This window comes from Nonomuraea spiralis (assembly GCF_014648435.1).
GTDB classification, from domain to species: domain Bacteria; phylum Actinomycetota; class Actinomycetes; order Streptosporangiales; family Streptosporangiaceae; genus Nonomuraea; species Nonomuraea spiralis.
The window spans coordinates 467,590-488,720 of sequence record NZ_BMRC01000007.1 but is presented as its reverse complement, the minus strand read 5'-3'; the positions used below and the strand labels follow the sequence as shown (position 1 = coordinate 488,720).

The 21,131-nt window shown below is 71.9% G+C and carries 19 protein-coding genes and 1 riboswitch; of the genes, 16 read left to right on the top strand and 3 right to left on the bottom strand.

Annotated features, from left to right (window positions below):
• The first annotated feature begins 93 nt into the window (after nucleotides 1-93).
• The 5 genes from IEZ27_RS20490 (at nucleotide 94) to IEZ27_RS20470 (ending at nucleotide 6,622) form a co-directional block, all read left to right on the top strand.
• Complete coding sequence (locus tag IEZ27_RS20490) at nucleotides 94-1,587, top strand: sensor histidine kinase (RefSeq protein WP_189648704.1); 1,494 nt, start codon at nucleotides 94-96, stop codon at nucleotides 1,585-1,587.
• A gap of 34 nt (nucleotides 1,588-1,621) precedes the next feature.
• Nucleotides 1,622-2,287: a response regulator gene (locus tag IEZ27_RS20485; protein WP_189648703.1), complete on the top strand. Its 666-nt coding sequence runs from the start codon at nucleotides 1,622-1,624 to the stop codon at nucleotides 2,285-2,287.
• A gap of 82 nt (nucleotides 2,288-2,369) precedes the next feature.
• Nucleotides 2,370-4,397 (top strand): N-acetylneuraminate synthase family protein, encoded by a 2,028-nt coding sequence (locus tag IEZ27_RS20480; protein ID WP_229824155.1) that lies wholly within the window; start codon nucleotides 2,370-2,372, stop codon nucleotides 4,395-4,397.
• A 3-nt stretch (nucleotides 4,398-4,400) separates the two neighbouring features.
• Nucleotides 4,401-5,387 carry a glycosyltransferase family 2 protein gene (locus tag IEZ27_RS20475; protein ID WP_189648701.1) on the top strand — a complete coding sequence of 329 codons (987 nt, stop codon included), beginning with the start codon at nucleotides 4,401-4,403 and terminating at the stop codon, nucleotides 5,385-5,387.
• On the top strand, nucleotides 5,387-6,622 hold the full coding sequence (locus IEZ27_RS20470) for an alpha-2,8-polysialyltransferase family protein (protein ID WP_189648700.1): 1,236 nt from the start codon (nucleotides 5,387-5,389) through the stop codon (nucleotides 6,620-6,622). Before IEZ27_RS20475 ends, IEZ27_RS20470 begins: the two co-directional genes overlap by 1 nt.
• Here IEZ27_RS20470 and IEZ27_RS20465 read toward each other — a convergent pair.
• Together IEZ27_RS20465 and IEZ27_RS20460 are read right to left on the bottom strand one after the other, a co-directional pair.
• On the bottom strand, nucleotides 6,606-7,772 hold the full coding sequence (locus tag IEZ27_RS20465) for a DUF6716 putative glycosyltransferase (RefSeq protein ID WP_189648699.1): 1,167 nt from the start codon (nucleotides 7,770-7,772) through the stop codon (nucleotides 6,606-6,608). The two genes, IEZ27_RS20470 and IEZ27_RS20465, sit on opposite strands and share 17 nt — an antisense overlap.
• Complete coding sequence (locus tag IEZ27_RS20460; protein WP_125639120.1) at nucleotides 7,769-8,713, bottom strand: hypothetical protein; 945 nt, start codon at nucleotides 8,711-8,713, stop codon at nucleotides 7,769-7,771. Before IEZ27_RS20460 ends, IEZ27_RS20465 begins: the two co-directional genes overlap by 4 nt.
• A 97-nt stretch (nucleotides 8,714-8,810) precedes the next feature.
• On the opposite strand from IEZ27_RS20460, the gene IEZ27_RS20455 reads away from it, so the two are divergent.
• The 3 genes from IEZ27_RS20455 (at nucleotide 8,811) to IEZ27_RS20445 (ending at nucleotide 11,569) form a co-directional block, all read left to right on the top strand.
• Nucleotides 8,811-9,632 carry an aldo/keto reductase gene (locus IEZ27_RS20455; protein WP_229824154.1) on the top strand — a complete coding sequence of 274 codons (822 nt, stop codon included), beginning with the start codon at nucleotides 8,811-8,813 and terminating at the stop codon, nucleotides 9,630-9,632.
• Between the two features lie 19 nt (nucleotides 9,633-9,651).
• Entirely contained in the window at nucleotides 9,652-10,605 is a 954-nt protein-coding gene (locus IEZ27_RS20450; RefSeq protein WP_189648697.1) for a Gfo/Idh/MocA family protein, read from the top strand.
• Nucleotides 10,606-10,722: 117 nt separating this feature from the next.
• Nucleotides 10,723-10,860: riboswitch (cyclic di-AMP (ydaO/yuaA leader) on the top strand.
• 13 nt (nucleotides 10,861-10,873) lie between these two features.
• Entirely contained in the window at nucleotides 10,874-11,569 is a 696-nt protein-coding gene (locus IEZ27_RS20445; RefSeq protein ID WP_189648696.1) for a CHAP domain-containing protein, read from the top strand.
• A 52-nt stretch (nucleotides 11,570-11,621) separates the two neighbouring features.
• On the opposite strand, the gene IEZ27_RS20440 is transcribed toward IEZ27_RS20445, so the two are convergent.
• Complete coding sequence (locus IEZ27_RS20440) at nucleotides 11,622-12,440, bottom strand: class I SAM-dependent methyltransferase (RefSeq protein ID WP_189648695.1); 819 nt, start codon at nucleotides 12,438-12,440, stop codon at nucleotides 11,622-11,624.
• 167 nt (nucleotides 12,441-12,607) lie between these two features.
• Between IEZ27_RS20440 and IEZ27_RS20435 the strand changes: the two genes are divergently transcribed.
• The 8 genes from IEZ27_RS20435 (at nucleotide 12,608) to IEZ27_RS20400 (ending at nucleotide 21,120) form a co-directional block, all read left to right on the top strand.
• The gene (locus tag IEZ27_RS20435; protein ID WP_229824166.1) at nucleotides 12,608-13,036 is read left to right on the top strand and encodes a YciI family protein; all 429 of its coding nucleotides are present in this window, start codon (nucleotides 12,608-12,610) and stop codon (nucleotides 13,034-13,036) included.
• Nucleotides 13,037-13,082: 46 nt separating this feature from the next.
• Entirely contained in the window at nucleotides 13,083-14,321 is a 1,239-nt protein-coding gene (locus tag IEZ27_RS20430) for an RNA polymerase sigma factor (protein WP_189648750.1), read from the top strand.
• Nucleotides 14,322-14,663: 342 nt separating this feature from the next.
• A complete protein-coding gene (locus IEZ27_RS20425) occupies nucleotides 14,664-16,004 on the top strand; it encodes an ABC transporter substrate-binding protein (protein ID WP_189648693.1) in 1,341 nt (446 codons plus the stop codon).
• Nucleotides 16,005-16,059: 55 nt separating this feature from the next.
• On the top strand, nucleotides 16,060-17,016 hold the full coding sequence (locus IEZ27_RS20420) for a carbohydrate ABC transporter permease (protein ID WP_189648692.1): 957 nt from the start codon (nucleotides 16,060-16,062) through the stop codon (nucleotides 17,014-17,016).
• 20 nt (nucleotides 17,017-17,036) lie between these two features.
• Nucleotides 17,037-17,843 (top strand): carbohydrate ABC transporter permease, encoded by an 807-nt coding sequence (locus IEZ27_RS20415; protein ID WP_229824153.1) that lies wholly within the window; start codon nucleotides 17,037-17,039, stop codon nucleotides 17,841-17,843.
• Nucleotides 17,840-19,249 (top strand): GH1 family beta-glucosidase, encoded by a 1,410-nt coding sequence (locus tag IEZ27_RS20410; RefSeq protein ID WP_189648690.1) that lies wholly within the window; start codon nucleotides 17,840-17,842, stop codon nucleotides 19,247-19,249. Before IEZ27_RS20415 ends, IEZ27_RS20410 begins: the two co-directional genes overlap by 4 nt.
• Nucleotides 19,230-20,228, top strand: coding sequence for a LacI family DNA-binding transcriptional regulator (locus IEZ27_RS20405; RefSeq protein ID WP_189648689.1), 999 nt, complete (start codon nucleotides 19,230-19,232; stop codon nucleotides 20,226-20,228). The genes IEZ27_RS20410 and IEZ27_RS20405 overlap by 20 nt, the downstream gene beginning before the upstream one ends.
• A gap of 64 nt (nucleotides 20,229-20,292) precedes the next feature.
• Nucleotides 20,293-21,120 (top strand): aldose 1-epimerase family protein, encoded by an 828-nt coding sequence (locus tag IEZ27_RS20400; RefSeq protein ID WP_229824152.1) that lies wholly within the window; start codon nucleotides 20,293-20,295, stop codon nucleotides 21,118-21,120.
• The last annotated feature ends 11 nt before the right edge of the window (nucleotides 21,121-21,131 follow it).

Sequence of the window (21,131 nt, the reverse complement as noted above, 5' to 3'; positions counted from 1 at the left end):
ACCGCTTTGGAAAAAGGGGCTGGCCGTGCGACTATGCGCCTCACTGTGACCCACGTCACGATTGAGTTCGTTTCGTTCACGCAAGGGGGCCTCATGCGCCGCTGGAGCCTGGCGGGCCAGATGCTGGTCCTGCAGCTGCTCGTGGTCGCGGTCGCCGTGACGGGCTGCGCGGTGCTCGCGCTCGTGCAGGCCCAACGCCTGCTCACCGAGGAGGCCGGCGCCACGGCCAGGGCCGTGGCGGTCGGTGTGGCGGCCGCGCCCGGCGTGGCGGCGGCCCTGGACGACCCGGAGCCGACGCTCGCGCTGCAGCCGTACGCCGAGCGCGTACGCGAGCGGACGGGCGTCGACTTCGTCACCATCATGAAACCGGACGGCACCCGCTACACCCATCCGAACCCGGCCGAGATCGGCCGGCGCTTCCTCGGCCACACCGGGCGGGCGCTGGCCGGGGAGACCTTCATCGAGACCTACACCGGCACGCTCGGCCCCTCCGAGCGGGCCGTGACGCCCGTGTGGTCCGGCGGCCGGGTGCGGGCCCTGGTCAGCGCGGGCATCACGATCGACCGGATCAGCGCCAGGCTGCGCGGGCAACTCGTGTGGGGCGGCCTGATCGCCGCGCTCACGCTCGGCCTGGGCGCGGCCGGGACGTGGCTGGTCACCGTACGGCTGCGCCGCCAGACCCACGGGCTCGGCCCGGTGGAGCTGGGCCGCATCCACGACCACCACGACGCCGTCCTGCACGCCGTACGGGAGGGCCTGCTGCTGGTCGGCCTGGACGGCACGCTGACGCTCTGCAACGACGCCGCCAGGCAGCTCCTGGACCTGCCGCCGGACGCCGAGGGCCGGCACGTGGCCGAGCTGGGCCTGTCCGGGCTGCTGGAGGGCCACGAGGAACGCGTGCACCTGGCCGGCGACCGGGTGCTGGCCGTCAACAGCGCGGCCAGCAGACTCGGCACGGTGGTGACCGTACGCGACCACACCGAGCTGCAGGCGCTGGCCGGGCAGCTCGACGCCGAGCGCGGCTTCGCCGACTCGCTGCGCTCGGCCGCGCACGAGGCCGCCAACCGGCTGCACACCGTGATCACGCTGGTCGAGCTGGGACGCACCGAGCAGGCGGTCGCGCTGGGCACGGCCGAGCTGCGCGCCGCGCAGGAGCTGACCGACCGGGTGGTCGGCGCGGTACGCGAGCCGGTGCTGGCCGCGCTGCTGCTCGGCAAGAGCGCCGAGGCGGCCGAGCGCGGCGGCGAGCTGCTGCTCACGCGCGACAGCGACCTGGACGACCTGGGCCTGGACCCGCGTGACCTGGTGACGATCGTCGGCAACCTGGTCGACAACGCCCTCGACGCGGCCACCAGGGTCGAGGTGCACCTGAGCGCGGGCGAGGAGGGGGTGGTGATCAGGGTGGCCGACGACGGGCCGGGGCTGACCGCGCCGGAGGCGTTCGCGAAGGGCTGGACCACCAAGGGCGACGGCCACGGGCTCGGGCTGGCGCTGGTCGGGCAGGCGGTGCGACGGCTGGGCGGCACGATCGAGGTGGCCGGGTCGGCGTTCACCGTCCGGCTCCCGGTCCCGGAGCGGGTGCGATGAGCCGGGCGGGCGCGCCGATCCGGGAGCGGGTGCGATGATCTCCGTGCTGATCGTGGAGGACGAGGAGATCACGGCCGCGGCCAACCGGGTCTATGTCGGGCGGGTGCCCGGCTTCGAGGTGGCCGGGGTGACGCGCTCCGGCGGCGAGGCGCTGCGGTTCCTGCGCGGGCGGCCGGTCGATCTCATCCTGCTCGACCTGTACCTGCCCGACATGCACGGCCTGGAGGTGTGCCGCGCGGTGCGGGCCGGCGGGCTGCTGTGCGACGTCATCGCCGTCACCTCCGCGCGCGACCTGGCGATGGTGCGCTCGGCGGTGTCGCTGGGCGTCTCCCAGTACCTTCTCAAGCCGTTCACCTACGCGACCCTGGCCGAGAAGCTGGCGCGTTACGCCCGGTTCAGGCAGGACACCGGCACGATCGTCGCGCAGGGCGACGTCGACCGGGTGCTCGGCACCCTGCGCGGCACCTCCGAGCTGCCCAAAGGACTGGCCCGCGACACCCTCGACGCCGTCTCGGCGCGGCTGCGGGAACGGCCCGGCGGCAGCTCCGCGCAGAACGTGGCCGAGGCGGTCGGGGTGTCCCGGGTGACCGCCCGCCGCTACCTGGAACACCTGGTGGAGCAGGGGATGGCGGTCCGCGTCCCGCAGTACGGCGGGGTGGGCCGGCCAGAGTTGCTCTACCGGATCCCCATGGAAAGTTAATGGCGGTGACGCTGCCCGTTCAATCCGGCCCTCTAGCTTCTGGGTGCGATCCGATGCACTGAGGAGAAGACACTTGCGAGTCTTGGCCGTTGTTCCCGCCCGCGGAGGTTCGGCGGGCGTACCCCTGAAGAACCTCGCCCTGGTCGGGGGCGTCCCGCTGGTCACCCGCGCGGTACGGGCGTGCCTGCGGGCCGAGCTCGTCGACCAGGTCGTGGTCAGCACCGACCACCCGCAGATCGCCGAGACCGCCCGCAAGGCGGGGGCGTCCGTGGTGGAGCGGCCCGAGGAGCTGAGCGGCGCGACCGCCTCCAGCGAGTCGGCCGTGCTGCACGCGCTCGACGCGCTCGGCGAGGACCCCGAGGTGGTCGTGCTCGTGCAGTGCACCAGCGCGTTCATCGACCCGGCCGACCTGTCGGCCGCCGTGCGCAAGGTCCTGGACGGCGAGGCCGACTCGGTCGTGTCCGGGCTGCCGACGCACGAGTTCCTGTGGACCGCCGCCGGCGCGGGCGTCAACCACGACCCCGCCGTACGGCAGCGCAGGCAGGACCGCGAGCCCGAGTTCCGCGAGAACGGCGCCTTCTACGTCATGCGCACCGCCGGCCTGCGCGAGCACGGTCACCGCTTCTTCGGCGAGGTCGCCGTGCAGCCGGTGCCGCCGCAGCACGCCATCGAGGTCGACAACCCCGAGGACCTGGAGCTGGTCCGCGCCCTCGCGCCGTTCATCGACCAGCCCGAGCCGATCGACGTGGACGCGGTCATCACCGACTTCGACGGCGTGCACACCGACGACCGCGCCTACATCGACTCCGACGGCCGCGAGATGGTGCTGGTCAGCCGCTCGGACGGGATGGGCGTCTCGCTGCTGCGCCGCTCCGGGGTCAAGGTGCTGGTGATGTCCACCGAGCAGAACCCGGTCGTGGCCGCCCGCGCCCGCAAGCTGGGCGTGCCCGTCCTCCAGGGCCTGGCCGAGAAGCGCACGGTGCTGCGCGACTGGCTGACCATCGAGGGCCTGGACCCGGCGCGCGTGGCCTACGTCGGCAACGACGTCAACGACCTGGGCCCGATGGCCGAGGTCGGCTGGCCGATCGCCACCCCGGACGCGCACCCGCGCGTGCGCGCCGCCGCCCGCGTGGTGCTGACCAGGCCCGGCGGCTCCGGCGCGGTGCGCGAGCTGTGCGACCTGGTCGTGGCCGCCCGGCCCGAGGCGCCGGTCGCCGAGGCCAAGGTCCGGCCGCGGCTCGGCCCGGTCGCGATCGGCGACGTGCTGGTCGGCAACGGCGAGCCCGTGTACGTGATCGGCGAGATCGGCATCAACCACAACGGCGACCTCGACATCGCCCGCCGCCTGATCGACGTGGCGGCCGACGCGGGTTGCCAGGCGGTCAAGTTCCAGAAGCGCACCCCCGCGATCTGCGTGCCCGAGGAGCAGAAGGGCCAGATCAGGCAGACGCCGTGGGGCGAGATGACGTACCTGGAGTACAAGGAGCGCACCGAGTTCGGCCACGACGAGTACCGGCAGATCGCGAAGTACTGCGACGAGCGCGGGCTGCACTGGTTCGCCTCGCCCTGGGACGTTCCGTCGGTGGAGTTCCTGGAGAGCATGGACGTGCTCACCCACAAGATCGCCTCGGCCAGCGTCGCCGACCACCAACTGCTGCGTGCCCTGGCCGCCACCGGCAAGCCGCTCATCCTGTCCACCGGCATGTCCACGCTGTCGGAGATCGACCAGGCGGTCGAGATCCTGGGCACCGACCGGCTGATCATGATGCACGCCACCTCCACGTACCCGCTGCCGCCGGAGGAGGCCAACCTGCGCACGATCACCACGCTGAAGGAGCGCTACGGCGTGCCCGTCGGCTACTCCGGGCACGAGCGCGGCCTGCAGATCTCCCTGGCCGCGGTCACCCTCGGCGCCGTGTGCGTGGAGCGGCACATCACGCTCGACCGCACCATGTGGGGCTCCGACCACGCCGCCTCCCTGGAGCCGTCCGGCCTTGAGCACCTGGTACGCGACATCCGCATCATCGAGCAGGCCATGGGCGACGGCGTCAAGCGCGTCTTCCCCGGCGAGGAGGCGCCCAAGGCCCGGCTGCGCCGGGTGACCGTCTGAGTCATGACGCCGACCACTCTCTCCGTCGTCGTGCCGGTGCGTGACGGTGAGCGCTTCATCGCCGACGCGCTCACCTCACTCGGCCGCAACGCCCGGCGCGACTTCGAGTTCATCGTCGTGGACGACGGTTCCGTGGACGCCACCCCGGACATCATCGCCGACTTCGCCCGCGACCTGCCCGGCCTGACCGTGCTGCGCAACCCCGCCCCCGTGGGGCTGGCCGACGCCCGCAACACCGGGCTGTCGGCCGCCTCGGGGCGGTACGTCACGTTCATGGACGGCGACGACTGGCTGGCGCCCGGCTACCTGGCCGGGCTGGTGGCGGCCATCGACGGGCTCGGCTGCGACTTCGTCCGCGTCGACCACGTCCAGGTGGAGGGCCGCAAACGGGTGGTGCACCGGGCCCCGCTGTCGCGGCGCGGCGTGGTGCTCGACCCCCGCGGGGCGATCCTGCCCGCGGGGATGCGGACCATGGTGGACTACCCGTACGCGTGGGCCGGGGTCTACCGGCGTTCGCTGCGGGACCTGCTGCACTTCCCCGGCTCGCTGCACACCGCCGAGGACCGGCCGTGGATCTGGCGGCTGCACCGGGAGGCGGCCACGTTCGCGGTGGTGTCGCTGGCCGGGGTGTTCTACCGGCGCCTGGTGTCCGGCTCGCTAACGCAGGTCGGCGACGAGCGGCAACTGCACTTCTTCGACGCCTTCGAGCTGGTCCTGAAGGACCTGGAGCCGGAGTTCCTGCCCAAGGCGGCGCGGAACTTCTGCGCGCTGCTCGCCCACCACCTGGAGCTGGCCGGCCGGTTCACGCCCGCGCTGCGCGCCCGCTTCGAGGAGCGCGGCGCGCAGATGGTCCGCGGCCTGCCCGCCGAGCTGGTGGCCGACGCGGTGTCGCGGATGGCCGTCGAGCGGGAGGCCGCGCTGCGGGCCCTGGTGCCCGACATTCCCCCCAGCCCCCACGTCCGGATCCGCCGGGATCGGGAGGACTCCTGATGAAGGTCTTCTACGCCTCGACGCTGTTCGGCGCGATGTCGCTGGCCGCGGCCATCGACGACGGCCGCTTCGGCGACGGCCGGCGCGTGCTCCTCGTGTCGAACAACGCGGCGATCCCCGAGGTGTCGGTGCCGCTCGACAACACGCCGGGCTTCGCCGTGTTGCGCTCGCGCTTCGACGAGGTGCACTCCTGGAACGAGCTGATCGCGCCGCTGCACCCCTCCGACTGGCGGGCGCGGGTCATCGAGGTGCCGATGTTCGAGCGGCTGATCCGCTCGTACCTGGCCCTGGACGAGGTCGAGGAGCTGGTGCTGGAGTCGATCGCGGTGCCGCCCGCGCGGACGATCGCCGGTCTGGTGCGCGACTGCCCGATCACCGTCTACTCCGACGGGCTGATGAGCTACGGGCCGACCCGCGACCCGCTGCCGGCCGAGATCTCCCGCCGCATCGAGCGCCTGCTCCACCTGGACCTGGTGCCGGGCCTGACCCCGCTGCTGCTCAGCGAGTACGGCGTGCCGCCCGTCGTCCTGCCGGGCGAACGCTTCCTCTCGGTCGTACGCGAGGTGGCCTCCACCGCGCCCGACATGCTCGCCGGGCAGGCGGTCATCCTCGGCCAGTACCTGTCGGCGCTGGAGATCGTCACGCCGGAGGAGGAGGCCGAGCTGCACACCGCGATGCTGCGCGCGCTGGTCGCCCGGGGCCACACCAGCGTGGTGTTCAAGCCGCACCCGGCGGCCGGACGCCGGCACGCGCAACTGCTGCGCGCGGCGGCCGAGCCTCTGGGCGTACGGCTGACGGTCGCCGGGGAGAGCGTGCCCGCCGAGGTGTGCTTCGCGGCGCTGCGGCCCGAGCTGGTCGTGGGCTGCTTCTCCACCGGCCTGATGACCGCCCGCCGCTACTTCGACCTGCCGGTCGCCTCCTTCGGCGCGGACCTGGTGCTGGACCGGCTCACGCCGTACGAGAACAGCAACAGGATCCCGGCCACGATCGTGGACGCGCTGCTGCCCCGGCTGGGCGCCGACGGCGTGATCGACCAGCCGCCGCGGACCGACCTGGCCGCGCTGGTACGGGCGGTCGGCTACTGCATGCAGGCCGACGCCTATCCGGAGCTGCGCCCGTCGGGCCTGGCCTTCGACGGGCGCTACTTCAAGCGCAAGCGCCTGGAGACGCTGGGGCTGGCCGAGCCGCCCTCGGCGCTCTCCAGGCTGCGCAGGAAGATCAGGTCAGCGATCTGAGGTAGCGGCGCACCCGCCGCTTGGCCCGGTAGCCCGCCCGCAACATCGTGGGCGGCACCTCGACCCGCAACCGGGCCCGGCGGCGGGCGGCGGCGTGCTCGGGACCGTCCAGCAGCGAGCGGGCGGGCTCCCGTTCCCCGGCCGCGGCCAGGCCGGTCAGCAGCCGCGCCCAGTCGTCGCGTCCGGCCGGGTGGAAGTAGTTGGCCTCGCACCAGCCCGGCTCGGCCGTACGGAAGTCGCCCAGGGCCAGCTCGTCGAGGGTGCCGAGCAGGCCGCTGCCCTCGAACACCAGATTGATCATCTCGGCGTTGACGCCGAAGTCGCCGAGCACCAGCGACGGCACGCCCATGGCGATGGCCTCCAGCGCGGCCGTCGAGCTGACCGTGACGAACCCGGCCGCCCGCGAGAGCTGCTCGTGCATCGACCCGGCCGCGAAGGACAGCCGGCCCGGCTCGCCCATCTCGCGCCACAACCGCTGGTAGTGGTGGCGTTCGTTGTGGGTCTGCCGCTCGTGCTCCAGCGCGCGCAGCTTGACCACGACCTCCAGGCCGGGCCGGCGTGCGGCCAGCTCGGCCAGCGACAGCAGCACCCGCTCGCGCTCCTCGCGCGCCCGCGGCACCTTGGCCTGGGTGGCGAACACGATCCGGTCGCCGATGCCGGCCGCCGCGCCCGGCCGCAGGAACGGCAGCCGGGCCAGCCCGACCGCCCCTCCCCCGCCGAGCCGGGCGGCGAGGCCGGAGAACTCGGCCACCTCGCGTTCGCTGTGCACCACGAACAGGTCGCAGCCGCTGCGGAACAACCACGCCTTCTCCGTCGCCGGCACCGAGATGCCCGGTAGCCCGCTGACGAACACCGGCCGCGGCCGCAGCCCGGCCAGCACGTCGGCCACCAGCACGTCCACGACCGGGCCGGTGCAGCCGACGAGGATCGCGTCGGGCCGGGTGCGCTCGGCCAGGCGGCGCAGCGACCGCGCCGACAACACCGGGGGCGCCGCGCGCCCGCCCACCGCCGCCGCGATCTGCTCCGCCGAGGGCGCGATCGGGGTACGCACCACCACCAGCTCCGTCTCGCAGCCCGCGGGCAGGTCGTCGAGCAGGCAGGCCGCCCACTTCAGATACGAGTCGGAGTCGGCTACCGCCAGCACCCTCACCTGGAAGCTCCTGTCAAATGCGATCGCAGGTCGGGGGCCGCCCTGCTGGTCCACCAATCGTCGGGCACCTCGACGGGCTCGACCTCGACACCGCGCGGGCCGAGCAGCACCCGCAGCGAGGTGATCGCGGTCGAGGGGAGGCTGAGCACCCGCTGCCCGGCGTCGAGGCCGCGCAGCGTCAGCTCGGCCGGCACACCCGCGTCGTGCACGGTGATGCCGGGGCGCTCCCTGATCAGCGCGAGGTCGACGGGGTCCTCGCGGCGGTGCGGGTAGTAGGCCAGCGGCTCGCGGCCGGCCAGCTCGGTCAGCCAGCGCAGGTAGTGGTCGCGGTGCACCAGGCCGTTGCGGACCAGGGAGGTGCCGAGGACGACCGTGCGCTCGGCGGGGCCGTGGACGCTGGGCGGCTGGGCGCGCAGCCAGGCGAAGTCGTGGCGTACGAGGTCGACGCCCGCCTCGCGGACGGCGGCGGCCAGCTCGTCGGGGACGGGCAACGCGGTGAAGACCGACACGCGGCTCATCCGCAGCCGCAGCGCGGCGGCCAGGCCGAGCAGCGCGCGCGTCCGCGACGGCGTCGCCCGCGCCCGCAGCAGCGGCCGGTACGGCCCGGCGGCCAGCAGTTCGAGCAGCCTGAGCGTGGCCAGGCCGTCGTCCACGATGACGATGCGGCCGGGGTTGGAGGTCAGCCAGCGCATCTGGACCTTGCCGGAGAAGGCGTCGCCGACGGCCTGGACGCGGCGCGGCATGCCCTCGCGCGGCTCGTCCAGCACCAGGCCGGCGGGCAGGTCGAGGCGGCGCAGCTCCTTGCGGGTGGCCCGCAGCGGACGCAGCCCGGCCCGCGGCACGACGAGGGTCTGCGGACCGAGGAGCCCGGCATGGTGGGCCTCGACGGCGCACAGCATCTGGAGCGGAGACTCCACCCAGGCCGACGCCTGTCTGACCACTCTGTTTCCCCCAGCCGGTGGATGGCCTTGCACGACCCGCTTCAAGGTAGCCCGGCCTGCTTAAGCCGCAAGAAACGACACGTGAACAATGGAGGGTATGAACTCGCTGATGCTCAACACAGACGGTGTGCAGATCCCGCAGCTCGGCTTCGGCGTCTGGCAGGTCCCGGCCGACGAGGCCGAGCGGGCCGTCACGACCGCGCTGCGCGCCGGATACCGGCATATCGACACCGCCGCCGCCTACGAGAACGAGGAGGGCGTCGGCCGGGCCGTGCGCGCCGCCGGGGTTCCCCGGGAGAAGGTGTTCGTCACCACCAAGCTGTGGAACGGCGACCACGGCCGGGCCGAGCAGGCCTTCGACGAGAGCCTGGCCCGGCTGGGCCTCGACTACGTAGATCTTTTCCTGATCCACTGGCCGGTGCCCGAGCAGGACAAGTACGTACAGGCGTGGCGCGCGATCGAGAAGATCTACCGGGACGGCCGGGCCAAGGCCATCGGGGTCTCCAACTTCACCGTCGCCACCCTGACCCGGCTGATGAACGAGACCGACATCACGCCCTCGATCAACCAGATCGAGCTGCACCCGTACTTCCAGCAGCGCGAGATGCGGGCCTTCCACGAGGCCAACGGCATCCTGACCGAGGCGTGGAGCCCGCTCGGGCAGGGCAAGGGGCTGCTGGCCGACCCGGCGCTCGGCGTGTTGTCGGAGAAGTACGGCAGGACGCCCGCGCAGATCGTGTTGCGCTGGCACCTCCAGCTCGGCAACGTGGCGATCCCCAAGTCGGTCACCCCGGCGCGGATCGAGGAGAACCTCGACGTGTTCGGCTTCATCCTCGACGCCGAGGACATGGCGGCCATCGGCGCGATGAACGCGGGGCGGCGCATCGGGCCCGACCCCGACTCGTTCAACCTGACCTGAGCGCTCTACGATCTCGGGCGTGCGAGATTTCACGTGGGGGATAGCGGCGACCGGCGGCATCGCGCGTACCGTGGGGGCGGCCATCGTGGCCGAGCCGGGCATGCGGGTGGCCGCCGTCGGCTCGCGGAGCCTGGTCAGGGCGCGGGCGCTGGCCGACGAGCTGGGCGCCGAGTCGGCCTACGACTCCTACGAGGCCCTGTGCGCCGATCCGGCCGTCGACGCGGTCTACGTCGCCACCCCGCACGCCCAGCACCTGGAGGTGGCCGAGGCCGCCATCGCGGCGGGCAAGTCGGTGTTGTGCGAGAAGCCGCTGGCGGCCGGCGTGGCCGACGCCGAGCGCATGGTGGCGCTGGCGCGCGCGGCCGGGGTCTTCCTCATGGAGGCCATGTGGATGCGCTTCAACCCGCTCATCCAGCGGGTGGCGGCCGATCCGCGCTTCGGTGAGATCCGTTCGGTGCGGGCCTCGTTCGGGTTCGCGCTGCCCTACGATCCCGCCCACCGGTTGTGGGCGCCGGAGCTGGGCGGCGGGGCCCTGCTCGACTTGGGGATCTACCCGTTCGGGCTGGCTCAGCTCCTGCTCGGCATGCCGGAGGGGCCGCGGGTGACCGGCTCGCTGGCGCCGAGCGGGGTCGACGCCGAGGCGGGTGGGGTGCTGCTCTACCCGGGCGGACGGCGGGCGCTGGTGGACGTGTCGCTGCTCGCGCACCACCCCAACGACGCGAGCGTGGTGGGTACGTCGATGCGGGCCGACATCCGGGCGCCGTTCTGGGCGCCGGAGCGGGTGTTGTTGTCGGGGCCGTCGATGGAGCCGGAGGAGCTGGTGCTCGATCCGGCGGACAACGGCTACGCCGGGGAGCTGCGCGAGGTACGCGCGGCCACGGCCGAGGGTCGTACCGAGAGCACGATCATGCCGCTTGACGAATCCCTTGCCATGATGGGACTTCTGGCCGACGCGCGCGGACAACTCTCCTAGCTGGACCTTTAGGCACTTGCCACACTCTTGCCCGATGTATTACCTTGTGGGGCATCTCGCGGCAGACGTCCGGTTTGTCCGACTTTGTCCAACCATCGCATGACATTTCACAGGATCGTCCTGTGACCGCTGAATCCGCCTCCGGGCGGAACCGGGGACCCACGTCCTTTGGGGTGAATCGGCACTTCGGTGCCGTAGGGCAGCTTCCACGTCCGAACCCGTCAGCTAACCCGGTAAGCGGCATGGAAGCAAGGAGTTAATGCCCTCGATGGCCATACACCGTCTCTCTCGTGCCCCGAAGATCAACTACGCCCGCGCCGCGCTCGGCGTGACCGTCATCGCCTCCGCGCTCGGCGCCCACGCCACCGCCGCGAGCGCCGACACCACCGACCCGGCCGCCGCCTCCGCCCAGGCGGCCGTCGCGCCCGAGGCCGCCACCCAGGCCCGCATCCCCACCGAGACCACGGTCAACGTGACCGCAGCCCAGGTGCTGGCCATGGCCAAGGCCCAGGTCGGCACCTCGGAGAACGCCTACGGCGGCGGCACCAAGTTCCAGAAGTGGTACGCCGACTCCCAGCGCGCCGCCGAGACCATCGCCCGCGACGGCGGCAGCCGCCAGGACTACATCAACGCCCCCTGGTGCTCGATGTTCGTCTCCTGGGTCGGCGCGGAGACCGGCGCCCGCCCGCAGGTCGGCTGGGACGCCTGGACCGTCGCCCACGCCAAGTGGTTCGCCGCCAACAAGCGCTGGGGCAGCGAGGCCAAGCCCGGCGCCGTGGTCTTCTTCTCCTGGAGCGGCAGCAAGAACCTGGGCGCCATCCAGCACGTCGGCTTCGTCGTCAAGGACAACCACGACGGCACGATCTCCACGATCGAGGGCAACACCGGCAACGGCAAGGTCGAGGAGCGCGTCCGTCCGAAGTCGCAGGTCGTCGGCTACGGCTACCCGCAGTACGCGGGCTGACCTCCCGGCTTTCGAGCGCGCGTCCCCGTGGGGGACGCGCGCTCGCCGCGTCTCAGGGCCGCACCGCGAGCAGCGAGTACAGGATCGGCAGGTTCGTCCCGTCGACGGGGAACCGGTGGAGGCCGTCGGCGCCCGCGGCCAGCAGCCCGCGCGGGTCGATCTCGGTCGCGACGTGTTCGCCCAGCTCGGCCACGGTGAGCCCGGCCCGCGCCGCCGCGGTGACGATCTCCCCCACCGAGTACGGGTACTGCACCGACTCCTGGGCCTCGGTCACCACCCCGGCGTCGGCGTACGTGCCGGTCACCGTCTCCCGGTGGGCCTCGCCGCCGCCGTAGGGCCAGTCGGCGACCAGCGGGTCGACCGAGGCCACGGTCTGGTACGCCGGATGCAGGTCGACCAGCACCAGCCGCCCGCCGGGCCGCAGCGCCATGGCCGCGCCGCGCATCCACGCGCCGAGGTCGCCGATCCAGCACAACACGCCGTACGTGGCCACCACCACGTCGAAGCCGCCGGCCAGCTCCTCGGGCAGCCGCTGCGTGTCGGCCTCCACGAACGTCGCCGCCAGCCCGGCCCGCGCGGCCAGGTCGCGGGCCCGCGCGACCGCCACCGGGGAGAAGTCGACGCCGGTGACCCGCGCCCCGAGACGCGCCCAGTTCAGCGTGTCCATGCCGAAGTGGCACTGCAGGTGGAGCAGGTCCTGGCCGGCGACGTCGCCGGCCAGACGGCGTTCGAGCGCGTAGAGGGTCTGGTGGCCGGCGAGGAAGGCGCCGACGTCGTAGAACCTGTCGGCGGCGGTGGAGCCGTGGATCCGGGCGCGTTCGTCCCACAGGGCTCGGTTGGGGGCGAGGACGTCCCCGGCGGGTTCGGACATGGGTCGAGAATGGCACATCCCGGGCCTGCCTTTCACCGGCGTTTCCCGTACCGTGCCCTGAGACGGGACGGCCCGCGTGTCGATCCGGCCGGCGCCCGTTCGACGCGCATACGGGACCGGCCCCGGAGCGGGGGCCGTGCGACGGAAGGGACCGCAGCGTGAAATTCATGATCGTCGGCAAGGCGAATCCGGCGACCGAGGCCGGGGAACTGCCCAGCCAGGAGATCGTCGACAACATGCACGCCTACAACGAGGCGCTGGCCAAGGCGGGCGTGCTGCTGGCCGCCGAAGGGCTCTACCCCAGCTCGCAGGGTGCGCAGATCGCCTACAGCGCCGGCGGGGCGAGCGTGATCGACGGGCCGTTCGCCGAGGCCAAGGAGCTGATCGCCGGGTTCTGGCTGATCCAGGTGAAGTCCAGGGAGGAGGCCATCGAGTGGGCGCTGCGCCTGCCCGTACCCGGTGGCCATGAGGGCATCGGGCTCGACGTGTGGCGGGTGCACGACCCCTCCGACGCGCCCGACGCGGGCTCCTCCGACCCGGCGGAGATCGAACGGGAGAAGGCCATGCGCCGGCGTCTGGGCGGACGGGAGCACTGACCTCCGCTTGCGGGCCGCGGGCGCGGGCTGGTGTCATGGGCCGGTGATGGCTTCCGACACCCACCGCGCGATCGAGGCGGTCTGGCGGATCGAGGCGGCCCGGCTCATCGCCGGGCTCGCCGGGCTGGTCCGCGACGTCGGCCTCGCCGAGGAGCTGGCCCAGGACGCGCTGGTCGCGGCCCTGGAGCAGTGGCCGGAGTCCGGCGTGCCGCGCAACCCCGGCGCCTGGCTGATGACGGTGTCCAAGCGCCGCGCCATCGACCTGATCCGCCGCAACGAACGGATGGCGCGCAACCTGGCCGAGCTGGGCCACCGGCTGGAGAGCGCCGGGGACGAGCCGCCCGAGGCCGACGAGATCGAGGACGACCTGCTGCGGCTGGTCTTCACCGCCTGCCATCCGGCGTTGTCGACGGAGGCGCGGGTGGCGCTGACGTTGCGGGTGCTCGGCGGGCTGAGCACCGGCGAGATCGCCCGCGCGTTCCTGATCCCCGAATCGACGGCGGCCCAGCGGATCGTGCGTGCCAAGCGCACCCTGGCCGAGCGGCGGGTGCCGTTCGAGGTGCCGCAGGGGGCGGAGCTGGCGGGGCGGTTGTCGTCCGTGCTGGAGGTCATCTACCTGATCTTCAACGAGGGTTACTCGGCGACCGCGGGCGACGACTGGATGCGGCCCGCCCTGTGCGAGGACGCGCTGCGGCTGGGCCGGGTGCTGGCCGGGCTGATGCCCGCCGAGCCCGAGGTGCACGGGCTGGTCGCGCTCATGGAGATCCAGGCGTCCAGGGCGGCGGCGCGCGTGGGGTCGTCCGGCGAGCCGGTGCTGCTGCTGGAGCAGGATCGCAGCGTATGGGACCGGCTGCTCATCGGCCGCGGGCTCGCGGCTCTGGCGCGGGCGGAGGAGCTGGGCGGCGGCACGGACGGCCCGTACGTGTTGCAGGCCGCCATCGCCGCCTGCCACGCCCGCGCGGTCGATCCCGGCGACACCGACTGGGTACGCATCGCGGCCCTGTACGAGTCGCTGGCCCGGCTGGCGCGCTCCCCCGTCGTCGAGCTCAACCGCGCGGTCGCGCTGTCGATGGCCTACGGCCCGGCGGTCGGCCTGGAGCTGCTCGACCAGATCGTGGACGAGCCGTCGCTCAAGGGCTACCACCTGCTGCCGAGCGTCCGCGGCGACCTGCTGTTCAAGCTGGGCCGGCGCGGCGAGGCGCGGGCCGAGTTCGAGCGGGCGGCCTCGATGACGCGCAACGCCCGCGAGCGGGCCCTGCTGGGCGAGCGCGCCGCCGCCTGCTGAGGCGGGCGGGAGGTTTGGAACGTGCCAGACGGCCGTCACACAGGGTGACAGCGGGGCGCAACCGGGAGCAAGGCCAGGCTGTCCGGGCGACATGCCCTTGATGCGGCACAAAAGATGTCTCTTGAGGTGGGAGCGCTCCCAAGCAGCCCTTTACACCCTTCATGCCGATAAATCCTGATTAGGGGTGGCAAATCGCACGGTTGGTAACGGTTCCGTTTCGGCGGATTGACGGAGACAGCCGGTAAGTGCACCCTTTGTGGGAGCGCTCCCAAACACTCCCACCGCGGCGGAGCGCGTGCCGCGGTGCACCTCCCCACCATTCACCCGAGAAGGGGTCCCACCATGATGATCAGCAAGCGTCGCGGTCTGGCCGCGGCCTCAGCCCTGGCCGCGGCGGCGCTGACCGTCGCGTCGTGCGGCAGCGGCGGCGACACGCCGGCCGCCAGCAACGCCCCCGCCTCCTCCGCGGCCGCCGAGCCCGTCACGATCCGGGTGCAGACCTTCGGCGGCGGCTCCAACTTCGGCTACAAGAACGCCATCGAGAAGTGGAACGCCGAGCACAAGGACATCCAGATCAAGGAAGAGCACCTGACCGACCAGTTCGAGCAGCAGTACTGGCCGCAGATGATCCAGTGGTTGCAGTCCGGCAACGGCGCGGGCGACGTCGTCGGCATCGACGAGGGCGGCATGGGCCTGGCCAAGGCGCACCCCGAGTGGTGGGCCGACCTGAAGGAGTACGGCCTTGAGGGCCGCAAGGCCGACTTCCCGGCCTGGAAGTGGGAGAACGGCGTCACGGCCGACGGCAAGATCTTCGGCCTCGGCACCGACATCGGCGGCATGAGCCTCTGCTACCGCGCGGACCTGTTCAAGAAGGCCGGGCTGCCCACGGACCGCGAGAAGGTCGCGGCGCTGTGGCCGACGTGGGACGACTTCATGAAGGTCGGCCAGCAGTTCCAGGCGAAGGTGAAGGACACCAAGTTCACCGACGGCACGAACACGCTCTACAACGTGGTGCTGTACCAGGAGGCGGCCAAGAACGGCAACGTCGCCTACTTCGACAAGGACAACAACCTCATCGTCGACAAGAACCCGGCGGTGAAGGCGGGCTTCGACTTCGCCTCGAAGCTCAGCCAGTCCGGCCTGACGGCCAAGCTGCGCAACTTCACCGACGAGTGGGCCGCGGGCACCCAGAAGGGCGCCTTCGCCACGGTCGGCTGCCCGTCCTGGATGCTCGGCGTGGTCTCCGGCAACGCCGGCGACGGCATGAAGGGCAAGTGGGACGTCGCCTCGGTGCCCGGCGGCGGCGGCAACTGGGGCGGCTCGTGGCTGGCCGTGCCCAAGCAGTCCAAGCACCCGAAGGAGGCCGCGCAGGTCGCCGACTACCTGACCGGCGCGCAGACCGAGGCGAGCATCTTCACCGACTTCGGCAACATGCCGAGCAACAGCAAGGCGCAGGCCGACACCGCCGTGCAGGGCGCGAAGAACGAGTTCTTCAGCGACGCCCCGATCGGTGAGATCTTCGCCAAGTCCGCGGAGAGCCTGCAGCCGGTCTTCCTGGGCGTGAAGCACGCGCAGGTCAAGAACGCGGTCGAGTCGGTCGTCCAGGGCATGGACGACGGCTCGGTCCCCTACGACAAGGCCTGGCAGCAACTGGTCGACGACGCGGTGAAGGCCGCGGGCTGATCTTCCCCCGCCCGGCCCGCGAGCGCGGGCCGGGCTTGCCGCTGAAAGGTCTGTTATGAGCCTCGACACCCTTCCGCGGGCGGCGCGGAACAACCATCGCCGCGACCGCCCGCCCGGCCGCCTCTGGCGTTCTCGACTCGACGTCAAGGCCATGCCGTACGCCCTGGTGTCCCCGTACTTCCTGCTGTTCGCCGCCTTCGGGCTGTTCCCGCTGGCCTTCACGCTCTACTACTCGCTCTACGACTACGACCTGGCCGGCGACACCGAGTGGGCCGGCCTGGGCAACTACACCGCGCTGCTGACCGACGAGGACTTCTGGAACGCCGTCACCAACACCGTCGGCATCTTCCTGCTGGCCACGATCCCGCAGATGCTGATGGCGCTGTTCCTGGCCAACGCGCTGAACAAGAAGTTCCGCTGGCGCCTGCCGATCCGCATGAGCGTGCTGCTGCCGCTGGTCACCTCGGTGGTCGCGGTCGCGGTGGTGTTCACCCAGCTGTTCGCGCGCGACTGGGGCCTGGTCAACTGGGTCCTCGGCATGTTCGGCGTCGAGAAGATCAACTGGCGGGCCGAGCGCCTCCCGTCCTGGCTGGCCATCGCCGCGATGGTCGACTGGCGCTGGACGGGCTACAACGCCATCATCTTCCTGGCCGGCATGCAGACGATCCCCAAGGACCTGTACGAGGCGGCCGCCATCGACGGCGCCTCCCGGCGGCGGCAGTTCTGGCAGATCACCCTGCCGATGTTGCGCCCGACCATGATCTTCGTGGTGCTCAACTCCACGATCGGCGGCCTGACGCTGTTCTCCGAGCCGACCACCTTCTACAACGGCAACGTGGACGGCGGCTCGCAGGGCCAGTTCCAGACGGTGGCGATGTTCGTCGTCAAGCAGGGCTTCCGCGAGTTCGACTACGGCTACGCCGCGGCGGCCGCCTGGCTGCTGTTCCTGCTGATCCTCATCGGCGCGGCCGTCAACTTCCTGTTCGTCCGGCGGATCGGAGGCGCCAAGTGACCGGCTGGAAACCGACCGTCATGACACGGGTCATGCTGGGGCTGGCCATCTTCCTGTCGGCGTTCCCGCTGTACTGGATGCTGGTCATCGCCTCGCGCACGAACTCCGACGCCGTGTCGGTGCCGCCGAAGTTCCTGCCCGGCGGCAACCTGGGCGAGAACATCGTCGCGGTGCTCGAGAACGAGGACGCGCACTTCCTGCTCGGCCTGACCAACTCCTTCTTCAGCGCGGCGATCGTCACCGTCTCCGTGGTGATCATCTCCACCCTGGCCGGGTTCGCCTTCGCCAGCCTGCGGTTCAAGGGCCGCAACATCCTGCTGCTGCTCGTGCTGCTGACGATGGCGGTGCCGCTCCAGCAGATGGGCGTGGTCCCGCTCTACCGCATGATGGTGAGCCTGGAGTGGACCGGCACGCTCAAGGCGATCATCCTGCCGTACCTGCTCAACGGGTTCGGCGTGTTCCTGATGACGCAGTACACCCGTCAGGCCGTGCCGAACGAACTGGTCGAGGCGGCCAGGGTCGACGGCGCGGCGACGCTGCGGATCTGGTGGAACGTCGTGCTGCCGGCCGTGCGTCCGGGCATGGCGGTGCTGGGCATCAACACCTTCATGCTCATGTGGAACGACTACATGTGGCCGCTGATCGTGCTGACCCCCGACAACCCGACCGTGCAGATCGCCATCAACTCGCTCAACGCGCGTTACTCCACCAGCTACTCGCTGATCTTCGCGGGTACCGCGCTGTCCATCATTCCGCTCATCGCGGTATTCGTCGCATTCGGCCGCCAGATCGTCGGCGGACTCATGGAAGGTGCGGTCAAGGCGTGACGACTCAAGAGGAACAGACTCGTGCCGGGCTGCGCTTCCCCGCCGGCTTCGCGTTCGGGGCGGCGACGTCGGCGTACCAGATCGAGGGCGCGGTCACCGAGGACGGGCGCGGCCCCTCCATCTGGGACACCTTCACCAAGACCCCGGGCCGGGTGCTCAACGGGCACCACGGCGACGTGGCCATGGACCACTACCACCGCTACCGGCAGGACGTCGCCATCATGGCGGACCTGGGCCTGACGGCCTACCGCTTCTCGGTGTCCTGGCCCCGGGTGCAGCCGACCGGCTCGGGCGCGGTCAACCAGAAGGGCCTGGACTTCTACAAGCGGCTGACCGACGAGCTCAGGCGGCACGACATCGACCCCTGGCTGACCCTCTACCACTGGGACCTGCCCCAGGAGCTGGAGGACAAGGGGGGCTGGCCCAACCGCGACACGGCCTACCGCTTCGCCGAGTACGCCGCGATCGTGCACGAGGCGCTGAAGGACCACGTGCACACCTTCAGCACCGTCAACGAGCCATGGTGCGCCGCGTTCCTCGGCTACGCCTCGGGCGAGCACGCCCCGGGGCGGCGTGAGCCGCGCAACGCGATCAGGGGCGCGCATCACCTCAACCTCGCCCACGGCCTGGCCGTCCAGGCGATGGACGCCCGCCGCGTCGGCGGCTGCGTCAACCTGTACGCGATCTCCCCCGCGACCGGCAGCGAGGCGGACCTGGAGGCGGCCCGCCGCATCGACGGCCTGCAGAACAGGTTCTTCCTGGACGCGCTGCTGACCGGCCGCTACCCCGAGGACGTCCTGAACGACCTCCCGTTCGACGACGACCTCGTGCAGCCGGGCGACATGAAGATCGTCAACGCTCCGATCGACGTGCTGCTGGTGAACTACTACAGCCGTTTCACGGTCTCCGGCGAGCCCGGCGGCAAGGCGTCGGCGGCGGCGGCCCCCACGGACACGGCCTCGCCGTGGGTGGGCAGCGAGCACGTGTCGTTCGTCAACGGCGGCCGGCCGGTCACCGCGATGGGCTGGGAGATCGACGAGGGCGGCCTGGTCGAGGTCCTCACCCGGGTGGCGCGGGACTACCCGCCGATCCCGATGGTGGTCTCCGAGAACGGCGCCGCCTTCGACGACGTGCCGGCCGACGGCCGGATCCACGACGCCGAGCGGCGGGCGTACGTGGAGGCGCACCTCGGCGCGTGCCGGCAGGCGATCGACGCGGGCGTGCCCCTTCAGGGGTATTTCGCCTGGTCGCTGATGGACAACTTCGAATGGGCCTGGGGCTACGGCAAGCGCTTCGGCCTGGTCCACGTCGACTTCGAGACCCAGGAGCGGGTGCTCAAGGACAGCGCGCTCTGGTACTCGGAGATCATCCGGCAGAATAGGCGACATGAACCGACCGACTCTTGAGGCAGTCGCGGCTCGGGCCGGTGTGGGCCGGGGCACGGTGTCGAGAGTCATCAACGGCTCGCCCAACGTCAGCGCCAAGGCCCGCGAGGCCGTCGAGCTGGCCATCCGCGAGCTGGGCTACGTCCCCAACAGGGCGGCGCGTGCCCTTGTCACGCGCCGCACCGACACGGTGGCCCTGGTGGTGTCCGAGTCCCAGTTCCGGGTCTTCGACGAGCCGTACTTCGCGGGCACGATCCGCGGCATCGGCTCGGCGCTGGCCGAGACCGGGCTGCAGCTCATCCTGGCGATGGCGCGCTCCCCCGAGGAGCACGAGCGGCTGGAGACCTACCTGACGGGGCAGCACGTCGACGGCGTGCTGCTGCTGTCGCTGCACGGCGCCGACCCGCTGCCGGGCAGGCTTGAGGAGATGGGCGTGCCGACCGTGCTCGGCGGCAGGCCCGTCGGCCTCGACCCCTACAGCTACGTGGACATGGACAACAGGGCAGGGGCCCGGCAGGCGGTCAAGCACCTGCTGGGCCTCGGCCGTTCCGCGATCGCCACGATCGCCGGCCCCCAGGACATGGGCGTGGGCGTCGACCGTCTGGCCGGCTACCGCGACGCGCTGCTGCCCTCGGGCCTGCCGGAGATCGTGGCGTTCGGGGACTTCTCCGAGGAGAGCGGCGCCACCGCGATGCACGAGCTGATGGAGAGCCGTCCCGACCTCGACGCGGTGTTCGCCGCCTCCGACCCGATGGCCCTGGGCGCGATGCGCGTGCTCAAGGCCGCGGGCAAGGCGATCCCGGGCGACGTCGCCGTGATCGGCTTCGACGACTCCAAGGCCGCGCTGCACGCCGACCCGCCGCTGACCACGGTCCACCAGCCGACCGAGGCCATGGGCCGCCAGATGGCCCAGCTCCTCGTGGCCCGCATCAACGGCGAGGAGCTGCGCCAGCCCGTGGTGATCCTCGACACGCACCTGGTTCGCCGGGAGTCCGCCTGACCATCCGTCTGACCAGGGGATATCCTGGCCCGGCCCGATCATGCCCGACGAAAGGACCTGCTCCGTGCCCCAGCTCGAAGGCGGCGGCTACACCGCGCAGATCAGCCCGCGCGGCGCCGCGCTCAGGATGCTCCGGCACGGCGGGCGTGACCTGGTGACGACCTGGCCCGAGCAGGGCCCGGTCCCCTACTTCGCGGGCACCGTCCTCGCTCCCTGGCCCAACCGGGTGGGCGGCGCCCGCTACACCTTCCAGGGGCGCGAGCATCGGCTTGAGGTGACCGAGCCCGAACGCGGCCACGCGCTGCACGGCCTGGTCGCCGTCGTCGACTGGAAGGTCGCCGAGGCCGGGCCCGATCGGGCGCGGCTGACGTACGAGATCGCCACGGCGCCCGGCTACCCGTTCGCGCTGGGCCTGTCGGTGGAGCACCGCCTCGGCGAGGGCGGCCTGACCACGACGGTCACGGCCCGCAACACCGGCGAGGCCGAGGCCCCCTACGGCTGCGGGCCACACCCGTGGCTGCTCGGCGAGGAGCTGGAGCTGCCTGCCGCCCGTTACCTGAGGAGCGACGACCGGCTGCTGCCCGCCGGCCCGGCCGACGTCGCCGGCTCCCCGTACGACTTCAGGAAGCCGCGCCCGGTCCGCGACACCGTGATCGACCACGCCTTCACCGATCTCGACCGCGGCGAGGTGCGGGTGGGCGGCGTACGCATCTCCTGGGACGCGGCCGTGCTGCCCTGGGTGCAGGTCTGCACGAGCCGGCAGCTCGGCTACGAGGGCGTCGCGGTCGAGCCGATGATCTGCCCGCCCGACGCCTTCAACTCCGGCACCGACCTGGTCGTGCTGCGGCCGGGCGACGAACACGTGGCGAGCTGGACGATCAGCGCCGCCTGAACCCGGAAGGG

Bases quoted from the DNA above. Each gene is read 5' to 3' on its own strand.
- IEZ27_RS20490 (WP_189648704.1), top strand. From the start codon at position 94: ATGCGCCGCTGGAGCCTGGCGGGCCAGATGCTGGTCCTGCAGCTGCTC.
- IEZ27_RS20485 (WP_189648703.1), top strand. From the start codon at position 1,622: ATGATCTCCGTGCTGATCGTGGAGGACGAGGAGATCACGGCCGCGGCC.
- IEZ27_RS20475 (WP_189648701.1), top strand. From the start codon at position 4,401: ATGACGCCGACCACTCTCTCCGTCGTCGTGCCGGTGCGTGACGGTGAG.
- IEZ27_RS20470 (WP_189648700.1), top strand. From the start codon at position 5,387: ATGAAGGTCTTCTACGCCTCGACGCTGTTCGGCGCGATGTCGCTGGCC.
- IEZ27_RS20455 (WP_229824154.1), top strand. From the start codon at position 8,811: ATGAACTCGCTGATGCTCAACACAGACGGTGTGCAGATCCCGCAGCTC.
- IEZ27_RS20445 (WP_189648696.1), top strand. From the start codon at position 10,874: ATGGCCATACACCGTCTCTCTCGTGCCCCGAAGATCAACTACGCCCGC.
- IEZ27_RS20440 (WP_189648695.1), bottom strand. From the start codon at position 12,440: ATGTCCGAACCCGCCGGGGACGTCCTCGCCCCCAACCGAGCCCTGTGG.
- IEZ27_RS20435 (WP_229824166.1), top strand. From the start codon at position 12,608: ATGATCGTCGGCAAGGCGAATCCGGCGACCGAGGCCGGGGAACTGCCC.
- IEZ27_RS20430 (WP_189648750.1), top strand. From the start codon at position 13,083: ATGGCTTCCGACACCCACCGCGCGATCGAGGCGGTCTGGCGGATCGAG.
- IEZ27_RS20425 (WP_189648693.1), top strand. From the start codon at position 14,664: ATGATGATCAGCAAGCGTCGCGGTCTGGCCGCGGCCTCAGCCCTGGCC.
- IEZ27_RS20420 (WP_189648692.1), top strand. From the start codon at position 16,060: ATGAGCCTCGACACCCTTCCGCGGGCGGCGCGGAACAACCATCGCCGC.
- IEZ27_RS20415 (WP_229824153.1), top strand. From the start codon at position 17,037: ATGACACGGGTCATGCTGGGGCTGGCCATCTTCCTGTCGGCGTTCCCG.
- IEZ27_RS20405 (WP_189648689.1), top strand. From the start codon at position 19,230: ATGAACCGACCGACTCTTGAGGCAGTCGCGGCTCGGGCCGGTGTGGGC.